Here is a 19,367-nt window from a genome sequence, read left to right as displayed (position 1 = left end):
AATCGTCTTGTTTAAGGTCTAGTTTCTCATGTCTCATGTCTGATATCTAGTGTCTACATTTACTGCCTTTCTGTAATGTGGAGCATGAGGATGGGGCGTTCTGTTTCGGTGATTGTAAGGTCATATTGCATTAGTTCTTGGTTGAGCTGTTCTAAATTCTTTATGCCCGATAGTTTGAGGTCGACTTTTCCATTGTAGCGGGTTTCGTCTACGAGTACTTTTTGCAGTGGTGACTTGCCATTGAGCATATTGACCAAGTCCTGCAATGGGGCATTTTGTAATATAGAGGGTGTTCTTAAAATCGTGGATTGATAGTCGCCTCCTTTGGTTTTCAACTTGTCAAGGTTTGAGGTTCTACTCAGCACCAAACAAGGGGTATTTACTTCTTCTAAAACCGCTTTGTAGTCGCTGAATCGATTAAGATCGTCCAGCATATATTGGTACAAATGCTCTGATTGAGATTCTGGGACTAGGCATTCGTAATTGTAAAGAACATCCAAATTCTTAAATGTTCCATCGGGATTAAATGTGCCAGTAATCTGGTCACGATCTTTGACATCGTAGATGATCCTTTTCTCGGTGAAACCTTCTTTAACTCCTGCTTTTTTGAAGAGTTCATAAGCAATTGAAAAGTAGATATCCTGAAGAGGAAGATTGGTAAACTGCCTGCCATAAACCACATCTTTTTCGGTTTTTCGGATGGTGCTTCCTCCGTCAATATCGGGGACAATGCCTTTCGTTAATATAGAATAATGGCGCATATTGGTTTGCTTTTGACGGTCAAAGTCTTTTGATAGAAATAGTGGCCGCTCTCTGGTCATTTGCACGATACTTTGTAAGCCTGAGGATTTTTCATCTAGGATTTTTGTGATATTTTCTGCGGTCACTTGTTCGGCATTGGTAGTACTAAGGACTTTCCCATCTTTGATCCAAGCGATGAAAGGCACGCCAATATGGGGAAACATCGTGTGGAACATCTTGTCGTCAACAATAGAGCTTTGGTAGTTGTAGCGTTGGCCGTTTTTGGTTTTAAAGAATTTTTCTATTAAACCGCGGTCTTGGGCGGTGACTGCTATAATTTTGATTTTGTCACCAAAGTCTTGTTGGAGCTTTTCCATTTTTGGAAAGTTGACCAAACAAGCTTGACACCAGGTGTCCCAAAAGTCCAGAATGATGAGTTTGTCACGGTCTTGTTGAAGTGTGGTGGTTTGTTCTGGGCTGTTGACCAGTTGTAATGTTGTCGTCTACACAGCGTTTGGAATGGCATCACCGACCTTCAAAGCTTTATTTTGGGAAAAGGCGGTTGTTGCCACCATAATGAAAACTAGGGAAAATAGATTCCTGCAAAAGTTTTTTTTCATACTTTTGAAATGGTTTTTAATTAATATTAATTACTATCGCTCTTTCCTTGCATGGTCGCCAAACTATCAGGAAAGAGCATTTTTATTATGTCTCTTACTATATTCTTGTCACACTCACCAATTACCCCTCACCAGTCTCCAATCCCCAATCCCCAATCTCCAATCACCAATCCCCAGTCCCCAGTCTCCAATCTCCAATCTCCAATCACCAATTACCAATCACCAATCACCAATCACCAGTCACCAATCTCCAATCCCCAGTCCCCAGTCTCCAGTCTCCAATCTCCAATCCCCAATCCCCAGTCACCAATTACCAATCTCCAATCTCCAATCTCCAATCCCCAATCCCCAGTCACCAATTACCAATCTCCAATCTCCAATCTCCAATCACCAATTACCAATCTCCAATCTCCAATCTCCAATCCCCAATCCCCAGTCACCAATTACCAATCACCAATCTCCAATCACCAGTCACCAATCCCCAATCCCCAGTCACCAGTCTCCAGTCCCCAGTCTCCAGTCTCTTGATTCTTGATTCTTGACTCTTATTTCTCAACTAAAAAAGACGGTAGCACTGCAATGAGGTTTGCATTGTGGGGGAATGCTACAGCACTACCAGTCTAAACAAATTAATGATATGAAATTTTCCACGTGTTAGCTACTAAAAGCCGCAATAGGTTGTACACCCTATTCTTACTGTCGTTCTGTCTGCAGCACTGCGAGATAAAGTATCGCTTGACCACATCAGTATTTTTGAAAATATCGCTTGTCGTAGAAAAAGCTGACAGCATAGGAAACAAAACGGCATGGGTACTCTACATTATCCTAACTGAGGCACTGGTATGCCCTACATACAGATAAGAGAGCCCACGCCTAGGTCGTGAGCTTCCTGCTTATCGTCTCGTATGTTTAAAAATTACCAGTTTTCAGTTAGAGATTCTAAGCAATAGCTTCTATTATTCGTTGAAGTATCGCAAAATTACATTTTATGATGCAATCTTTTCACAAATATAGTAAAACTTTTTAATGTAGGTTAATTAAACTACATTATTTTTTAAAAATCTCTTCAAATTGCTTTTATTAAAGTAAATTCCAATGGATAAAACAGATTTTAGAAAAGCTTTTGGTAATAGGGTCAAACTGTTTAGAAAAAAACTTGGACTAAGCTATCGTGAATTAGCACAAAGATGTGATGTGGATCATAGCAATATAAGTAAGATTGAGAAAGGAGAAGTTGATTTAAGAATATCAACAATACAAGAGTTGGCAAAAGGCTTAAATATTGTACCAAAGGAATTATTTGATTTTGAATTTGACATTAAGAAATATAAGATTGCTGAGTAAAATGCGAGATTAAATAAAATTTGACATGGATAACAATTTACCACGTAAAAATGATTTCCATCGTGATTTTATTTGTAATTTAAAAAGCATCAATTGAACTAAAGTTCATTTTTTGTCCCGCACTTCGTAATACTTTTTCGTGATATGAAAGCTTAAAAACCACCGCACGTTCAAGCACAATTGGTTTTTCAACACGCACAAATCTAACACAAAAACCAAAAGTGCTTAAATCTTTCCAACACTCAACCAATCTTAAAAGCCAGAAAAAAACAACAGTAGATTATACGTTAAATCTTATCTGGTTTCGTCCAAAATTGATTAGATTTGTGGATTGACAAAATTGTATTTCTAGTATAAATTTTGTATTATGCAGAGTAATATGGCAGAACTGGATGTACTTGAATTCCTTGATTTGGACAAAGCAAAGCCCATTCATTCCGATGGCAAAAAACTATCGGACAGCGAAGCTATTATTCTAAATGAAGTAAAAGAAAAAGACTTTGGCGTTGATTTAATTTATTTCAATACAGACGAAGAAAATAATAACAGTTTCCCTGCTGTTTTTCTAAAAAAAGTTACAAACTTCAACGACGAAGAAACTTTAAAAGATATTGCTGAAACACAACGCAAAATTTGGAACTACAAAAAAGTTTTGTTTCTGTATGTATATTCAGAAACGGAAATTCGTATCTACAATTGTTCTGAAAAACCACTTATTGTAACCAAGGATGATTTTGATTACAAAAAAGAATTAAAGGAAATTGAAATTACATCTTATCAATATTCCGACAAGCAACAGTTGCAAGAACTCAACAAACTTTTTTCGAGAATTGCTATTGATACAGGAATTATTTGGACGTTAGAAGATGCTCAATTTATCAGAGACAAAATCAACTTACAAAAACGAGTTGATAAGTATCTGATAGAAAGTCTAATCAATACCTCAAATCAGCTTGAAAATGAGGGGTTAGAAATTAATTTCATCCATAAAATCATTTTACGTTCGCTGTTTCTTTTGTATCTTGAAGACAGAGGAGCAACCGATAAAAAGCTTTATTCTATTTACAAAAAAGATGCGGCTTCTTATCTTGATATATTAGATGATGCAGAAGCAACATACAAGCTTTACGAACGATTAGAAGATGATTTCAATGGTAATGTTTTTACCTTAGAAAGAAACGCAAAAGATGAAATAATTGAAAAAATATCTGCTGACCAACTTCAAATTATAAAAAAATGTTTTATCAGTGGAAACGATAACACTCCACAAACAAAACTTTTTGAAGAATGGAGATTGTTCAATTTCAGCATTATTCAGATTGAACTATTAAGCGAGATTTACGAAAATTTCTTATTCAAAACAGACCCTGAACTGAAGAAGCAAACAGGAACTTATTATACTCCCCCATCTTTGGTAGAATTTATCTTGAACGAAAAATTACCTACTAATAATGGAGAAAAAAATTACAATGTAAAAGTATTAGACCCAAGCTGTGGTTCAGGAATTTTCTTAGTGGAGAGTTTTAAACGATTAGTAAAGCGTTATGAAAATCAAACTAAAGAAAAGCTAAACGATTTTGAAAAACTAAAGAAATTACTAACTGATAATATCTTTGGTATAGAACTAAATCCGCAAGCTATAAAAGTAGCTGCGTTTAGTTTGTATTTGTCATTAGTGGATTGTTTAGACCCTAAAACGATATGGCAAAAGAAGAAACATCGTTTGCCATATCTTATTAATAATCCTGAAGATTTATCATTAAAAACACAAGGTAAAAACTTATTTTGTAGAGATACGATTGCTCAAAACAAAGAAATTGAGGCTATTAATTTTGATTTAGTAGTCGGTAACCCTCCTTTTGGAACAACCCAACTTTCAGAATCAATTCGTAATTATTGTAATAATCAAGGCTTTGCTACAGAAATGGTTCTTCCTTTTCTACATAAAGCAACGTTATTTGCACCCAAAGGAAAAATAGCATTAATCTTTAATACAAAAATATTAACCAATACTAAAGGAACTTATCAAAATTTCAGAAAATGGTTATTTAATGATTGTTATGTAGATAAAGTTTTCAATTTTTCTATTCTTCGAAATACTAAAAAAAATTTTGGTGGTCAATTATTTGGCGATGCAACAGGACCAATAAGTATTGTGTTTTATCAAAAAGAACAACCTAAAAAACCGATTGATAAAATCTCTTATTACGCTCCAAAAACATTCATTAAAACCAATATAATTGATGGTTTGAGTATTGATTTTACAGACATAAAATATCTACCAAGAGAAGAATGTCAGAATCCTAACACCAAGATTTGGAAAATTGCAATGTGGGGAGGAATGAATGATTGGGAGCTAATAAATAGAGTTTCTGAAAAGTTCAATACATCAATTGGAGAATTCTTAGAGGAGAATAAGAAAGAATATCATTTTGGTTCAGGTTTGCACTCTCCAACAGAAAAACAACTAAAAGAGAATAAAACGTTTATTCCTTCCAAAGTGATTAATCTTAGAAAAGTTCAACGATTCTATACGTTAAAATCAGCAGAAGAACTTTCTCAAAAAGTTTATAGAAGCATCAACCAAAATATTTTCAAACCTCCTTATTTAATAATAAAAGAAGGTCAAAAAAACAAAGAATTTTGTGCAAGTTGGATAGATTACAAATCATATCATACTGGTGCGTTTAGTATTTCGTCAATAAACGAAAAGAACAATTTTATATTGAAAGTAATCTGTAGTTTAATTAATTCAACATTTGCCAAATATTATTTATCGCTAACATCTGCGTCTTGGGGTATTGAAAGAGAAAGAGTTCAATCTAATGAAACTTTGACTCTGCCATTGCCAATGAATATTAATAAGAATGTTATTTTAAAATTAGAGCAAAACTTTGACAAGTTGGTAAAGTTAATTCAAGATGATTTTGATTTTGTCAAAACAAAACCTGTTGAATCTGAAATTAACAAAATCATTTTAAAAGATTTATTTTTATTCTCTGATTCTGACAAATGGGCTATTGAGGATTTAATTAACTATTCGATTGACCTTTTCGAGAGTAAGGAAAAATCAGCTGCACTATATTCTGTCCTGCAAAATCAGATAACCGAATATTCAGAAATAATAACTTCTGAACTCAACGATTTTCTTGATGGACAAAATTTATTTGTGAATGCTACAGTTTTTAATACTAATCGATTTACACCCTTGATGATGATAAAACTTTCTCACGAGAAAGTTAAAAAAGATGTTTCTACGTCTAAAGATCATATTGATGAAGAACTGAAAAAGTTAGACCAATATTTGTGGGAAGAAAAATCAAACAATATTTATTTTAGAAAAAAACTGAACTACAAAAGAGATGATGATATTTATATCATTCGTCCTAACCAACGTAGATTTTGGTCAAAATCAATGGCATTAGAAGATGCCCAAGAGTTAATTCTTGAAATTTTAAATGAGGATTAACGAAATGTTATACAAGATCAATTATAAAAAGGCTTTTGAGCAAAAGTGTTTTCGATTAATTATCAAAGCGTATCGCACTTCATTAGATGAAAAAATTATTCAGTTAGAGTGGAACGAAAATGACATTTCTTCTGAAATACACAAAAACATAAAAGAAAATCCTTTAAGAAAGAAATGGAAAGTTTCAACAAACGTTGAGGCTCATATTCCCAATGAGAAAATCTCAAAAGAAAAAGGATTTGCTGATAAAGATTTAAGAATAGATTTTAGACTGACATCTTTCATATCAACTTATGAATACGAGTATTTCTTTGAGGCGAAAAATTTGAAACAAAATAATTCAGCTTTAAAACGCAGATATATTGACACCGGAATTAATAATTTCACTTCGAGAAAATATGAAAACGGCAGCCTTGTTGGATATTTACTTGAGGGCAAAATAGATGAAACCATAAACGGAATTAACGCATTAATTATAAAAGACAAGAGGAATTCTGAAATACTGAATCTTGCATCTCACAAACTAATGAAATCCTATTATGAATCCAATCACTCCGAAATAGGAATATTAAAGCATTTAATTTTTGACTTTACGAATATTTCTAATTGACAGTTGCCACCACAAAACCATACACATTTGCAATTCGCACAAACCAACCGCACAAAGCCAAAATTGCAAAAAATACCGTTTCCCTACACTTTAAGCGAGAAGGCAAATAAAACTAAGGCTAATAAGGATTTATTTCCCAGTGACGTACTATAAGCTTAGAATCCAGAGATTTCCGCCTTTTATTCAGCAAAAAATCATATATAGTAATTTTTTTCTTATATTTCTACAAATAACACGATTCCTGAAACCATAGTGTAATTTGTAATCTCCCCCTTCTTAGTAACACTCAAAAGTAGAGTCTTTTGTTAATAATTCGTTATTGGTGTTGGAAAAATTTTGTTGAAATGTGGGAAAAGATTCTTTGTTCTCTGTTTTTATTTTTACATAATTTAAACAAATTCATCCATCCCCCCTTTGATAGTAGAATACCGCATAAATTATGAGTCAATATGCTATAGGCAAACTTTTTTATGCATAATTATTGCATTAGCTTTAATAAAAGCTTATGAAAAAGCAAGAAAAAAGAGCTTTGAGACCTAAACAATCTCAAAACCGACCCGGAACTGAAAACAAAATGTCTCCTCTTCCCGAAACTAATCCAATCAGCTATCCTAAAGAAGGAAAACTTAAAGATAAAGTAGTATTGATTACAGGAGGAGATAGCGGTATTGGAAAAGCAGTAGCGCTGCTATTCGCAAAAGAAGGAGCCGATATTATCATTGCCTACCTCAACGAAACCAACGATGCCAAACAAACTAAAAAAGAGGTAGAAACATTTTCAAGAAAATGCACATTGATAAAAGCAGATTTAGCAAAAGAAAGCCAGTGCAAAAAAGTAATTGAAAAGACAATAAAAATTTATAAAAAAATAGATATCCTTATAAATAATGCGGCTTTGCATTGGGAATCCGCGTCATTAGAAGAAATTTCTACTGACCAATTGTTAAGAACATTTCAAAATAATTTTTTCTCCTATTTCTGGATTACAAAATATGCCTTACCATTTCTCAGCAAAGGATCATCTATTATCAATACGTCGTCTGTAACAGCTTACCGAGGAAGCCCCCACCTTATTGATTATTCCGCAACTAAAGGAGCAATCCTGTCTTTTACAAGAAGTTTAGCCGCCAATCTGGTAGATAAAGGGATCCGAGTGAATGCTGTCGCACCAGGACCAATATGGACGCCATTAATCAGTTCTTCTTTCTCACCAAAAAAAAATTCGGAATTTGGAAGCGATTCTCCCATGAAGCGTGCTGGAATGCCTAATGAGGTGGCTCCGAGTTTTCTATTTTTAGCAAGCGAAGATTCAAGTTATATTACCGGTCAGGTTATTCATCCTAATGGAGGAGAAATTATAAACGGATAAGAACACCTGTATTTATATATAAATTGAAAACATCTGAAATGTTAAATTGATTTAATAGGGCTACTTATTTTTAATTTTATACTTCTTTTAAAATCCACCTATCTTCACCCCCGTTCTTGTCGAGGATTTTGGCGTAATACTGTGTGGTTGTAATACTTTTATGACCTAGCATTTTGCTAACGTATTCTATAGAAGCACCATTAGAAAGCCTTATTGTAGTAGCCAATGTATAACGGGCAACATGATGGTTCAACCTTTGGTAACACCACACAAATCGGCAGTAGCCTTAGGACAGGCGTTCATTTTAGCGGAGCATGGATAGCGGTTTACCAGTAGAAATACAGCAAGGATAGGTCAAAAAGCTAAAAAATCTTTCGGTACTACCGAAAGACTACCGTAAAAAATTCATTCAGTCTACCAATCTTTGTTTATCAAAAACCTTAGACATGATTAGCAAACTGACAAGGCTATGCATCTACCCAAAAGACATCCAAAGAATTACAGGACGTAGTGAGCGTTACAGCCGCGCGCTCATTCAAAAAATCAGAAAACACTATAACAAACCAGAGCACCACCTCGTTAGCATCGAAGAATTCTGCACCTACACGGGGCTAGAACATGCAAAAGTCATAGAATACATCATAGATTAACACTCCCACAACCTATCTCCACACCAGTCGCTGAGCCTGCAGAAGCCACCATAAAAGCGACCGTCCATAAAGCAAAACCGAAATCTTGAGATTTAGAAATCTAATTCCAATAAAAAAATAATTATATTCTATGAAAAAATTAAATACTGTTGATAGTTTAATAAAATATACTACCTATAATCACACATACATACAGACTCGAATCCATATTTTTCATTAAGATATTGATAATGGTCTAGTATGTCTTTTAATTGCTGAACATTTTCCATCGGAAAATTTCCAAAATTATGAGGATGCCACCATAAATGATAATTCAAGTTATTTTTAGCGGCATACTGCATCTCATTTTTAATTCTATTTATTTTTAATGTTTGTATAGCCTTTTCTTTTGAAGAATATGGTCTTAAAAAACGACTTGCTGGTAATTCTATAATTCTTGTACGCTTTATATCCTTTTCTCCAAAACATACAGAATCACTAATAGGTATCAATGTGTCCATAGCCCGAAATAAAGGACTTACCTTTCCATGTGTATTCTTCCAAAACCAAACATTTGGATTTGAACGAACAACCTCAATACCATTTGCTCGCGCCACGTTAAGATAACTTACATTATATTGATTTCGTGGAAAAACTAAAGATTTAAGTTCTATATGATAATTTTCTTTCGCAATATTCTGTACAGCGATTAAATCCGCTTCAAACTGTTCTATATTTTGTCCTTTCTCATTGCAATAATAATGTGAAAAAGTATGTGTCCCTAACTCCTGCCCTTCTGTCTGAATAATTTGTTCAATCAGGGAACCTGCAAAATGCAAAGGGTCTTCTTTTTCATTGTCTCCTATGTTCTTGAAATATTCATAATAGTTTAAATTTTTATTATCATAGGTTGGCTTTAACAATGGAGAAAATTCAATCAACTGTTTTTTTGATTTGGCAAACAAAAATCCTACAGTTGCCCACGTCGATTTAATCTTTCTTTTTTCGAACAAGTCTAAAACAATAGGGATTGTGCCTCGGGTAGAGAGAAAATAATTTTTATACTTAGTCAATTCCCATTTTTCTGCTCCACCCCAACGTAGTTCAAAATCCAATGATATGATAAATTTACCTGCCATTTTATACTGTATCTGAATCAGAATAACTTAAATACCAATTTTTCCTATTATTAATTATAGTATTTAGTGAATTATCAAAACTGCAAACCCCAAAATGTAATTCTATTGGTCTTAATTTTTTAGGCATTTCGTAAAAACCAACATTTCTATATGTTTTATAATTATCAGAATGTTCCATACACCATGCTAGTATACAGTCTGCATTAGTAGAAATTATGCGATTAACAGCTTCCTTCATTAGATTCTCAGCCTCTATCTTATAATCTGGATCATATAAATATTCCATTATATATCCTATTTTACCTCCATGTTTACCTTTTACACAATAAACAATAAACCCAATATAGCCTCCTGAATTATTATAAGCATGTAAGATTTTATAATCTTCATTAGGCTTTTGAATATAACGCCAATTCAAATATTCCTTATCTCTATTAATTCCGATCTTTAATGATTGCGAAAATTTCTTCCAAATAATATTCACTTCATCGCTAAAAGTATTTTCTTCCTTTATTATAACATTATTACTAATTGTTTTTTTGAAACCAATATTAACATTGGGAAACCATGATATCGCTTTAATTTTTGTGCTAAAGTATTTTGTTTTTAGGGGCTTAATTAAAAAAGGAACAGGGTCTAATACTTGCCAATCTAATTTTTTCTTAAAACCGTGGATAGAGTTTCCATTTGGAAAACCATACACCAGCTTAATATCTTTATTTTTTGCCTTTTCATAGACACTCATAGCAAGCCGAATAAACAATCCTTTGCCCCTATAATCAATATCAGTAATGGTATCTAAAGATTGTGATGCTAAAACAATTGATTCATTAATCTTAAATTTCACTGGAAATATTGCATATATTGCTGCCACTTTATGATTTTCATTATCATAGGCAATGTCTACAAACTTGTCTTCAATAGGATTTCCCAAAAATTGCCAAACAATTTTATCTTTAGATTTTGGTGAACCATTTTGGTCGAAGCATGATTTAAATAAATCAATTGTAGAGTGTGAAATATTTTTTATGATATAATTTTCCATTTAAAGTATTGATTTATATAAATTAATATGAGAATTCACCATATTTTCAGCATCATACTGCTTTACAAATTTAATTGCTTCATTAATGCAAGCTTTTTTAAATGCAGGATTGTTAACAAATTTCATTATTAGAGTTGCAAGAGCTTTTGAGTTATTTTCTTCAAATAAAAAATCTTTTGTAGGAACAACATCATTAATTCCTTCAACATCAGAACCTAAGAACATTTTACCTGAACATAATGCTTCCAAGGTAACTCCTGAAAAACCCTCATGCCTAGATGACAGAATATTAAAATCAACAGAAGACATAAGACTTGCGACATCATCTCTGAAACCTAAAAAGATAACTCTATTATCCAAATTTCTCTGTCTAGTCAAATTAATAGTATCATTCATCATTGGTCCATCCCCCACAAAAATAAGATAAAAATTTTCAGGGAGCATAGTTAAGGCTTCTACTATAGCATTTTGATTTTTGGGATTTGAAAATCTAGAAACCATCATAAGAAAAACAGCATCCTCATTTGTTGTTTGGACAATCTTTGCAAGATAATTACGACTATAAGCTTTAGTAGTTGTTAGTTTATTAAAATTAACTCCGTTATTAATGAGAAATATTCGGGTTTTTAATTTTGGTAATCTTTTAAATAACATTTTTTGCACATTCTTTGAAATTGCAATTATGCCATCATATTGCTTGTATATATAAGGTTCAATAAGTTTGAACAACAATTTATGAGTTCTTCCATTTTCAACACTATGTTCCGAAATCACAAGTTTTACTTTATCTGATAAAAAAGATTTTACAATTGCCATATAGTACAAATTAGGAAAAAGATGCACATGAACTATATCATATCTATTTTTTTTTATAAGTTTAGTAAGCTTCCATATATATTTAAGACTTATAAAGCTTCCTTTTCCTAAAGTGACTACTGGTATATTATCACTTGCCATTTTTGCAATATAGCATGGCTCTTCAAGAATAGCTGATAATTGTATTACCGACACATCAACACCATATTGCTTGTAAGTATGTAAGTTATCAACGAGCAATTTTTCAGCTCCTCCTTTTCCTAAACTGAGACATAAATGTGCTACCTTCATTTGTCTGATAATTAATTATTTTGCTTTAATTTTAATATAAATATCTAATAGTAGTCCGCAAGGTAGTAAGAAGACAGTCAAAAACTTGTAAGGATTATTTTCAAAGATGGTTTTAACACTTTTTGTTGTTATTCCATGCGATACTAAATGTATGCAGTTTTTAATTATTTCTGAAAATGAAGATTCATATCTTAATTTTAATTTCCGTGCATAGGCGAATCCTTTTGGGGACTGTTTATACTGTCTAATTATTGATTTAGTAGAACCATTCGGTTGGTATTCCACATTACAAAACATCTCATTTACATAAATATATTGATAGTGCTGATCAATCATTAAGTAAAGTGTGCCGAGTGGTACAAGCTTTTCATCCTCAAATTCTGGATATGCAGGAAATTCCCTCACAATACTAGTTTTAATGACAAGCTTTTTATCGCCTTTAGCTTTATACTTTTTATAAAGTCCACTTAACGTTCCTGTTTTAACACCTATAGGCATTGCCGTGCCTAAAATATTATTCTCAAAATCGGCATCTAATCCTATTAAACCTGCAATATCATTATTGTACTTATTATTTTCCCATAGACTTAAAATTAATTCGACCGCATTCGTTGGCATATAGTCATCCGAATCAATACATACATTCAGTTCGGTTTGTATGAGAGAATATGCTAGGTTATGAGCCGTATGCATACCGCCATTCTCCTTATAATGGTACTGTATTTCAAAATCAGCTTCTTCCCTCCATTGCGCAACTAAGCTTTTGGTATTGTCTGTAGAACCATCATCAATAACCATCCAAACAAAATCTTTGGAAGTTTGATTTTTCAAACTTTCGTAAAGCCTAGGAAGCAAATGAGCCCTATTGTAGCTCGGCGTAAATACAGTGATGCTTTTTATCATAATACCACATTCATTATATAAGTAAACATAAAATACAAAAACAAAATAATACCTAAAACTCTATATTGATTATCCCATAGTTTGTAGCGGAACATCGGATAAGCAATCACGGCGGGCATCAGAAACCACGACAAATAAGCAAAGCGATTACTAAAAGCAGCAGTAATCACCAAGATCCAAAAAGCATTGGCAATACAATACGTTCCAAACAAGTGGATATAAAACTTATCTGTAATTTTCTTTTTAAATATAAAATACCAGCCTGCAAATACTGCAGAAGCACTATACACCAAAAAGTCCCAACGGAAACCAGTCTGTGAAAATTGATCATTATACTCATCAGAACCGCCGGTCAAATAACCTTGTGTCCGGTCTTCAGCAAATCCTAGATTGGCAAAAAAAGTAGTCCAAGCAGAACCACCCGCCAATGATAGAGGTATTGCTAGCAACCAAATAGCCAAATAAGCTTTAGGATTCTTATAAAGACCAGACACCACAAAAGCCGCTATGGGGATGATCAAAGAAGCGTGCATAAAGTAGGACACTATAAACAATGCATACATTATCGCTTTATTTCGATAAAAAACTAAACCCAAAAAAAATAAAGAAGTTCCTAAACCATTACGAAGTCCATTGGTGCCTGCTGACCAAAATGAAAATGATGCAATTGTAAAAAGAAAACCAAACCACCAATAAATACCAAAGTATCTTTTAACAAATATAAATATAGGTACAACATAAATAATATCTAACACGAGATAAAAAGTATGAATATTCATGAAACGGCTACACCATTGCATAAAATAATTAAAAACATAATCTTTTTCGATTCTAACTTTTTCACCAGCCTGCAGTATCTTGTATGCTCTCGCATAATTAGCAGTATCTCCAAAATATCGCCCACTAATTGGTCTTAATCCCATATATACAATCAATAAAACAAGATACCCTCCAATTAGAAAACCTGTAATACGAAGATTTTGTTGATTATTGTTAATATCAAATATAAAGGAATTGAAAAGAACCAATAAAATAATCCCTAACAAAAAATTATAATGAACATTCGTATACAGTTCTACCGGAATCCAATCAAACATGTGGTAAATTTAATAATTCCTGCCATTGTTTCATAACGACATCCGTGCCAAAAGCTAAAACATGTTGCTTGGCAGTCTTTTGCAATCTTTCGCGCTCCGAAAGATTCCGCATAAGACTTTTCAACTCCATCGCAAAAGTCTCAATATCATGAAGCGGAACCAAATAGCCATCTTCGCCATTGTCAATAATGTTGCGAGGTCCATTCGGGCAATCGTAACTCACGATAGGCAAACCAATCGATAAAGCTTCTAACAACACCATAGGGAAACACTCGGTTTCTGATGTCATCGCATAGATACTGTACTTCGACATATCTTCTAGCATCTGGTCTGAACTTCCCTTGAAATTGATAACATCCTCTAATCCATTTTCACGAATTTGAGATTCTAAAGTTGCTTGGGTTCCCAAATAATCTTCGCCATGAATGTCCAACTGCCAATCAGGAAACTCAGCTTTTACAAATACCCAGGCTTTTATTAAATCTCCGAAATTTTTAACGGGAGATATACGACCTGCTGCGACCACTTTTTTAGAATGCATATCCGCGGAAAGCGAAGATAATTCAACAGGATTAGGAATAACAACAGCATTCCCCGTTTTAACATAGTGGGCTTCATCAACATTCAACACAACAATATGATTATAGTGTCGCTCCACCCAATCGCTCAATGTATATTTTATTTGTTTTAAAAATGACGCAGTTTTCCTTTGTTCTTCCTCCTGATAACGGGAGCTGTGACGTTCTTTAATAAGTTTTGCATTTCCTTTTATAAAAGGCAACCAGTAATGATCAAAATTAAAATTGGGAGAAATAATAACATCGGGCTTCAAACTTTTAAATAAAGCCTTTTGCTTTTTATAATGAAGTTTTGCTTTCTTTAAATTTTGTATCGAAAAATAAGATTTTGTACGATCATAATCAACTCCTAAATCCACCAACTTTATCCGAGAATCTAATGCATAACGCGGTGGTAGATTCTTCTGCTCGGTCGTTACCACATAGACCTCAACCTCTGGCAAAGCTGCAAAATAATTAGCCTTCGTCGCCATCACTTTTTCGATGCCACCATGCAAATGGACTTGGTCGGTATTAAAGACTATTTTCATTATTTCTTCTGTAGTTGGTTAAACAAATCTTGCCACACCTTCATGATATTTTCAGGAAGATACTTCGTTACTTTCAGCTTAGCTGTTCTTCCCATTTCTTTTCGTAGGATTTCGTCATCAATTAACTTCACAATACGTTCTTCAAAGACATCTTTATTTTGATTTTCTACCAAAATACCATCTACACCATCGCTAATAATATCTCGAGGCCCAGAAGGACAATCGAAACTTATACAAGGTACGCCACATGCCATCGCCTCTATTAATACCATACCAAAACCTTCGGATCTGGAAGGCAGAAGCATGATGGAAGATTTTAAATATTCTGCTTGAATATTTTTTGATGCTTGATGAAATTGGACTTTTTTTAAATCTAAAGTTTCGGCCAACTTAACAAAAGTTTGGTCTTTATCTATTTTCCCAAATACATGAAGCTGCCAATCGGGATATTTTTGTTCGATATTTTTCCAAATGTAGAGCAAGCTATCAAAACCTTTATTGTACGAATGCGAGCCAACTGCAATCATCTTTTTTGACTGCAAATCGCTAGTTTCTTTAGGATAAAAACTTAACGGATTAGGAATGACAACCACATTTTTAGCTCTCCATTCCTCACGATTGGCATTGGTTAAAACGACGAACGAATCAAATTTGGACGCTTGCATTTGCATGAGTCGGCTTGACAATCTCCCCAGAAATCCTTTTTGTTTATTTAATTCTATAGAAGCATGTCGCTCGTAAATCCATTTGGCTTTAGTCGTAATAAGACTTGGAAGAAAAAAACCTTTCAATCCATCATCACAAACCAAAATAACATCTGGTTTTACTAGAGTGACAACGTCTTGCACACCTCTCTTATATTTTAAAAAATAAGAAATTGGATTCCCATTTACTGAAATTGAATGATATTTAATTTTTGAACTAAAGTCATAAAACAGATTTTCGTGAGCCTTGTTCAACACCAAAATATGAACCTCATAGCCCAATTGCTCGGCAAAATGAGACGCCTTAATAGACAATACCCTTTCGAGGCCGCCAGAGCCGTTAATGCCGTTGGTGATATAGAGGAGTTTCATGATTTTAATAATTGTTCAATTTTGCTTAGACTTTCTTCTTTGTCCTTATTTTTTTGTTGCGAAAGATTTGCAATTAATTTATTTTTTAACTCAACATCATTTATCAAACGTTCTATATTTTCAGCAATAGATTCAGCCGTCATCTCGGCAATAAGGCCTGTTTCATTATCTTTCAAAATCCCGAATGCGGTTGAAAAATTAGTGCAAACAATTGGCTTTTGAAGAATAGAAGCTTCTATAACTGTTAAACCCAATCCTTCAAACAAAGAAGTCTGCACGTAAATATCACAGGCTTTCATATAAGGATAGGGATTAGTATTTGCTCCTAATAAGCTAAATGATTTCTCTAGATTATTGTTTGCGATTTGCTTCTCCAAGCTAGATCTTTCTGTACCTTCCCCTACGACATACCAATGTATTGGATAGCCTTTTCCTATTAAAATTTTACATGCTTCTATTGCAAGATGAAATCCTTTATATGAGATCAAACGACCAACAGAAACAATATTAATTTCTGAAGGATTAAAATTACATTCTAACTTCTTATTTGCTTGTTCTTTTATTATTCTATCATCAGAAATATCTTTAATAACTTCCGTTTCAATAACTGACGAAGATTTTTGAAATGCTTTTCTAAAACTCGCATCTGCTTCTTGAGAAACCGTTACAACTTTATTAAATTTAGTATAAAATTCTTTGTCTTTCTCGAACTCGTAACCCGCTTTCTGATAATCCGTATTAAGCCAAGCCAATTTTTTAGTAGCTAAAATCTTATCGGCTGCAAAATAGGTGGCAAAGCCTTGATTGTAAGCAATGGCAATATCATATTGCTTTTCAATTTTTTTGAAATAGCTTGAAACAATTGGCCAAAATAATTGGGCAGGATGCATCTTTTTACGTCGTTTTTTTTTAATTGCAAAGCACAATCGATCGATCAAAGAAAGTTTCGGAAAAGTAATCTGAATTTGATTGACTTCTGCTGGAACAAACTCCCGAAAAAAACCAGCCTTATGAAAGGTAATTAAATCTACTTCATAAAGATTGTAATCCAAATTTTGGAGTAAGGTGACAAGGCTTTTTTCTGCACCGCCTAGATGCAGTGATTCTATTACAAAAACAATTCGCTTTTTCATCTCAAGGATTCTAATAAAAATTCTTTGGACCTTTTGATATGAAAATTCTTATTTCCGATAACTTCTACATAATCAATTGTAGATAACGAATCAAAATCTTCTTTCGAAGATATTAATCTTTTTTGAAGACCAAATAAGGACAACAAATCTCTCATTCTAGTATTAATCGCTTCTCCACGATTGACAACTGCCATTTGCTTTTCAAATAATAATGAAAAAGCAACCGCATGAAAAGAGTTGGTGATATTGTATTGTGACTGATATACCAAGGATAAAAATTGCTCTGGACCTTCTAACCAAAAATTTTTATCGGCATATGCAATATTTTGGTTAACCGTGTAGATTTTACAATTCAGTTTTTGTTTTAAGTCCAAAGCAATTTTCTTTATTAAAGGATTGTTATCAAAATCATAGACAAAAATATAAGGTTCGGCAATTGGCTTTACAAATGTATTTTTCCAAAAATCGGCATCTAATAAAAAAACCGGATCCAAAACCTGCACAGCGGAAGTAATCCCCATATCTCTCAAAATAGTTTGCCCCGAAGTTTCCCGCACACTTACCGCATCAAAACGAGAAACATTATCTCGTACCAATGCTTTCATATTCTCCGCCAACTCGTCTATAGCAAACGAAGCAGCATAAGATATTTTCTTCTTATGATCTGGCACAAAGTTGAGATAGAACGCTTCATCTTTCCCATTTTGGAAGAAAGAATTCCAAATCTGGTCGCTACCACATATAAAGGCATCCGCTTTTGGCAGATTACTTTTTAGTTCCTCATTAGTCGTATATTTTGTAGAATCTGTCGGAATGTATTTTTGATGAAATGTATCAAAATTATGTTTGCGTTTCAGCGCCTTCAGACGTTTTGGTAATTTTGCTAAAAGATAAGCTTGCTTTATTAGTGGCAAATTAAACTTAGGATTGCTAACGCCCCACAAATTAAAATGTTGCGACAAATAATCTGGCTTGTAATGAATCACTTGTGCCTCATGCCCTTCATCATTCAAAAAACGTAACAACGCGTATTCCTGAAGAGAGGCACCGTGGTTATAAACTTCGTGACAGGTGATGGTTTTAATTTGCATATTTTTCGATAAATAGTTTCATCTTACCTCTAAAAGAAATTTTTGAAAGTAAAACATCTATAACTGACATTGACTTTACTAAATTATTAGGAATATCTACATTCTTTGAGAAATTTACATTTAAAGATTTTTTAATATTAACTAATCTTAAAATAAACTCTATTAATAATTTTTTTTCATGATGATTGAAAAGTTTTTCAGCTATTTTGCTTGTGACAAAAAATGAGTCTTCTTCTTTTTTTAATGTTTGTACACTCGTCATTGTTGAATTGTCTCTTACATAGTAATAATACATACCTTCTTTAGAAATATATAAATTATTAATTCTTTCTAATAAATTTGCAATAAGCAGGTTATCCTCATAGACAATCCCTTCTGTGAAATAAAAATTTTCAAAAACTTTTGTTTTATAAATTTTATCCCAAACCACCCAACTAATCTGCTTATTTTTCAACCATGCTTTATAAAAATCTGATGTTATAAGTTCTTCCTTTGAACTTCTAACAAATTGCTTATCTGTACCATAATTAACATATGTTGGATACTGCAAACAATCAATTTTTGGATTATTAACAAGAATCTTTAGATTACTTTCTAAAGTGTCAGATGAAATTTCATCATCAGCATCAAGGAAAGTAACAAAAGGTCTTGTAACTTGCTTTAACCCAAAATTTCTCGCTGCAGCTTGTCCTTTATTCTTTTCGTGATAAACCTTGATTCTATTATCTTTTTCTGCAAATACATCACAAATTTCTCTGCTTCTATCTGTGGAGCCGTCATTGATTAATAATAGTTCGAAATCTTTAAACGTCTGAACCAAAACAGACTCAAGACACGCTTCCAAATAATCCTCGGAATTGTATATTGGAATTATTATTGAGATCAT

The 19,367-nt window shown here is 33.2% G+C and carries 18 protein-coding genes; 5 read left to right on the top strand and 13 right to left on the bottom strand.

Annotation, left to right across the window (positions count from 1 at the left end; genetic code table 11):
* Window positions 1-59: 59 nt before the first annotated feature.
* Complete coding sequence (locus ACVFVN_RS03165; RefSeq protein ID WP_456234189.1) at window positions 60-1,229, bottom strand: TlpA family protein disulfide reductase; 1,170 nt, start codon at window positions 1,227-1,229, stop codon at window positions 60-62.
* 365 nt (window positions 1,230-1,594) lie between these two features.
* Window positions 1,595-1,717: a hypothetical protein gene (locus tag ACVFVN_RS03160; protein ID WP_456234142.1), complete on the bottom strand. Its 123-nt coding sequence runs from the start codon at window positions 1,715-1,717 to the stop codon at window positions 1,595-1,597.
* Window positions 1,718-2,456: 739 nt separating this feature from the next.
* On the opposite strand from ACVFVN_RS03160, the gene ACVFVN_RS03155 reads away from it, so the two are divergent.
* The 4 genes from ACVFVN_RS03155 (at window position 2,457) to ACVFVN_RS03140 (ending at window position 8,153) form a co-directional block, all read left to right on the top strand.
* Entirely contained in the window at window positions 2,457-2,705 is a 249-nt protein-coding gene (locus tag ACVFVN_RS03155) for a helix-turn-helix domain-containing protein (protein WP_456234141.1), read from the top strand.
* A gap of 367 nt (window positions 2,706-3,072) precedes the next feature.
* Window positions 3,073-6,174, top strand: a complete 3,102-nt coding sequence (locus tag ACVFVN_RS03150; protein WP_456234140.1) for an Eco57I restriction-modification methylase domain-containing protein — start codon at window positions 3,073-3,075, stop codon at window positions 6,172-6,174.
* Window positions 6,175-6,178: 4 nt separating this feature from the next.
* Window positions 6,179-6,784 (top strand): hypothetical protein, encoded by a 606-nt coding sequence (locus ACVFVN_RS03145; protein ID WP_456234139.1) that lies wholly within the window; start codon window positions 6,179-6,181, stop codon window positions 6,782-6,784.
* A gap of 505 nt (window positions 6,785-7,289) precedes the next feature.
* The gene (locus ACVFVN_RS03140; protein ID WP_456234138.1) at window positions 7,290-8,153 is read left to right on the top strand and encodes an SDR family oxidoreductase; all 864 of its coding nucleotides are present in this window, start codon (window positions 7,290-7,292) and stop codon (window positions 8,151-8,153) included.
* A gap of 76 nt (window positions 8,154-8,229) precedes the next feature.
* On the opposite strand, the gene ACVFVN_RS03135 is transcribed toward ACVFVN_RS03140, so the two are convergent.
* Window positions 8,230-8,406: a tyrosine-type recombinase/integrase gene (locus ACVFVN_RS03135; protein WP_456234137.1), complete on the bottom strand. Its 177-nt coding sequence runs from the start codon at window positions 8,404-8,406 to the stop codon at window positions 8,230-8,232.
* 193 nt (window positions 8,407-8,599) lie between these two features.
* On the opposite strand from ACVFVN_RS03135, the gene ACVFVN_RS03130 reads away from it, so the two are divergent.
* Window positions 8,600-8,803, top strand: a complete 204-nt coding sequence (locus tag ACVFVN_RS03130; RefSeq protein WP_165135848.1) for a hypothetical protein — start codon at window positions 8,600-8,602, stop codon at window positions 8,801-8,803.
* A 170-nt stretch (window positions 8,804-8,973) separates the two neighbouring features.
* Here the strand turns inward: ACVFVN_RS03130 and ACVFVN_RS03125 are convergent, their stop codons facing one another.
* Genes ACVFVN_RS03125 through ACVFVN_RS03080 form a run of 10 tightly spaced genes read right to left on the bottom strand, consistent with a single transcriptional unit; the run spans window position 8,974 to window position 19,367 of the window.
* Complete coding sequence (locus tag ACVFVN_RS03125; RefSeq protein ID WP_409508510.1) at window positions 8,974-9,921, bottom strand: polysaccharide deacetylase family protein; 948 nt, start codon at window positions 9,919-9,921, stop codon at window positions 8,974-8,976.
* Between the two features lies 1 nt (window position 9,922).
* The gene (locus tag ACVFVN_RS03120) at window positions 9,923-10,966 is read right to left on the bottom strand and encodes a GNAT family N-acetyltransferase (protein ID WP_456234136.1); all 1,044 of its coding nucleotides are present in this window, start codon (window positions 10,964-10,966) and stop codon (window positions 9,923-9,925) included.
* On the bottom strand, window positions 10,967-12,073 hold the full coding sequence (locus ACVFVN_RS03115; RefSeq protein WP_456234135.1) for a glycosyltransferase: 1,107 nt from the start codon (window positions 12,071-12,073) through the stop codon (window positions 10,967-10,969). It lies immediately after the preceding gene.
* A 15-nt stretch (window positions 12,074-12,088) separates the two neighbouring features.
* Window positions 12,089-12,976 carry a glycosyltransferase family 2 protein gene (locus ACVFVN_RS03110; protein ID WP_456234134.1) on the bottom strand — a complete coding sequence of 296 codons (888 nt, stop codon included), beginning with the start codon at window positions 12,974-12,976 and terminating at the stop codon, window positions 12,089-12,091.
* Window positions 12,973-14,073: an EpsG family protein gene (locus ACVFVN_RS03105; RefSeq protein WP_456234133.1), complete on the bottom strand. Its 1,101-nt coding sequence runs from the start codon at window positions 14,071-14,073 to the stop codon at window positions 12,973-12,975. The genes ACVFVN_RS03110 and ACVFVN_RS03105 overlap by 4 nt, the downstream gene beginning before the upstream one ends.
* Window positions 14,066-15,181, bottom strand: coding sequence for a glycosyltransferase family 4 protein (locus ACVFVN_RS03100; protein ID WP_456234132.1), 1,116 nt, complete (start codon window positions 15,179-15,181; stop codon window positions 14,066-14,068). The genes ACVFVN_RS03105 and ACVFVN_RS03100 overlap by 8 nt, the downstream gene beginning before the upstream one ends.
* Window positions 15,181-16,257 (bottom strand): glycosyltransferase family 4 protein, encoded by a 1,077-nt coding sequence (locus ACVFVN_RS03095; RefSeq protein ID WP_456234131.1) that lies wholly within the window; start codon window positions 16,255-16,257, stop codon window positions 15,181-15,183. The genes ACVFVN_RS03100 and ACVFVN_RS03095 overlap by 1 nt, the downstream gene beginning before the upstream one ends.
* Window positions 16,254-17,390 carry a glycosyltransferase gene (locus ACVFVN_RS03090; RefSeq protein ID WP_456234130.1) on the bottom strand — a complete coding sequence of 379 codons (1,137 nt, stop codon included), beginning with the start codon at window positions 17,388-17,390 and terminating at the stop codon, window positions 16,254-16,256. The genes ACVFVN_RS03095 and ACVFVN_RS03090 overlap by 4 nt, the downstream gene beginning before the upstream one ends.
* On the bottom strand, window positions 17,387-18,481 hold the full coding sequence (locus ACVFVN_RS03085; RefSeq protein ID WP_456234129.1) for a polysaccharide pyruvyl transferase family protein: 1,095 nt from the start codon (window positions 18,479-18,481) through the stop codon (window positions 17,387-17,389). Before ACVFVN_RS03085 ends, ACVFVN_RS03090 begins: the two co-directional genes overlap by 4 nt.
* Entirely contained in the window at window positions 18,471-19,367 is an 897-nt protein-coding gene (locus tag ACVFVN_RS03080) for a glycosyltransferase family 2 protein (protein ID WP_456234128.1), read from the bottom strand. The genes ACVFVN_RS03085 and ACVFVN_RS03080 overlap by 11 nt, the downstream gene beginning before the upstream one ends.

Source organism: Soonwooa purpurea (genome assembly GCF_053891095.1).
The sequence above is the reverse complement of the archived record's forward strand: the minus strand, read 5'-3'. Positions and strand labels throughout refer to the sequence as shown.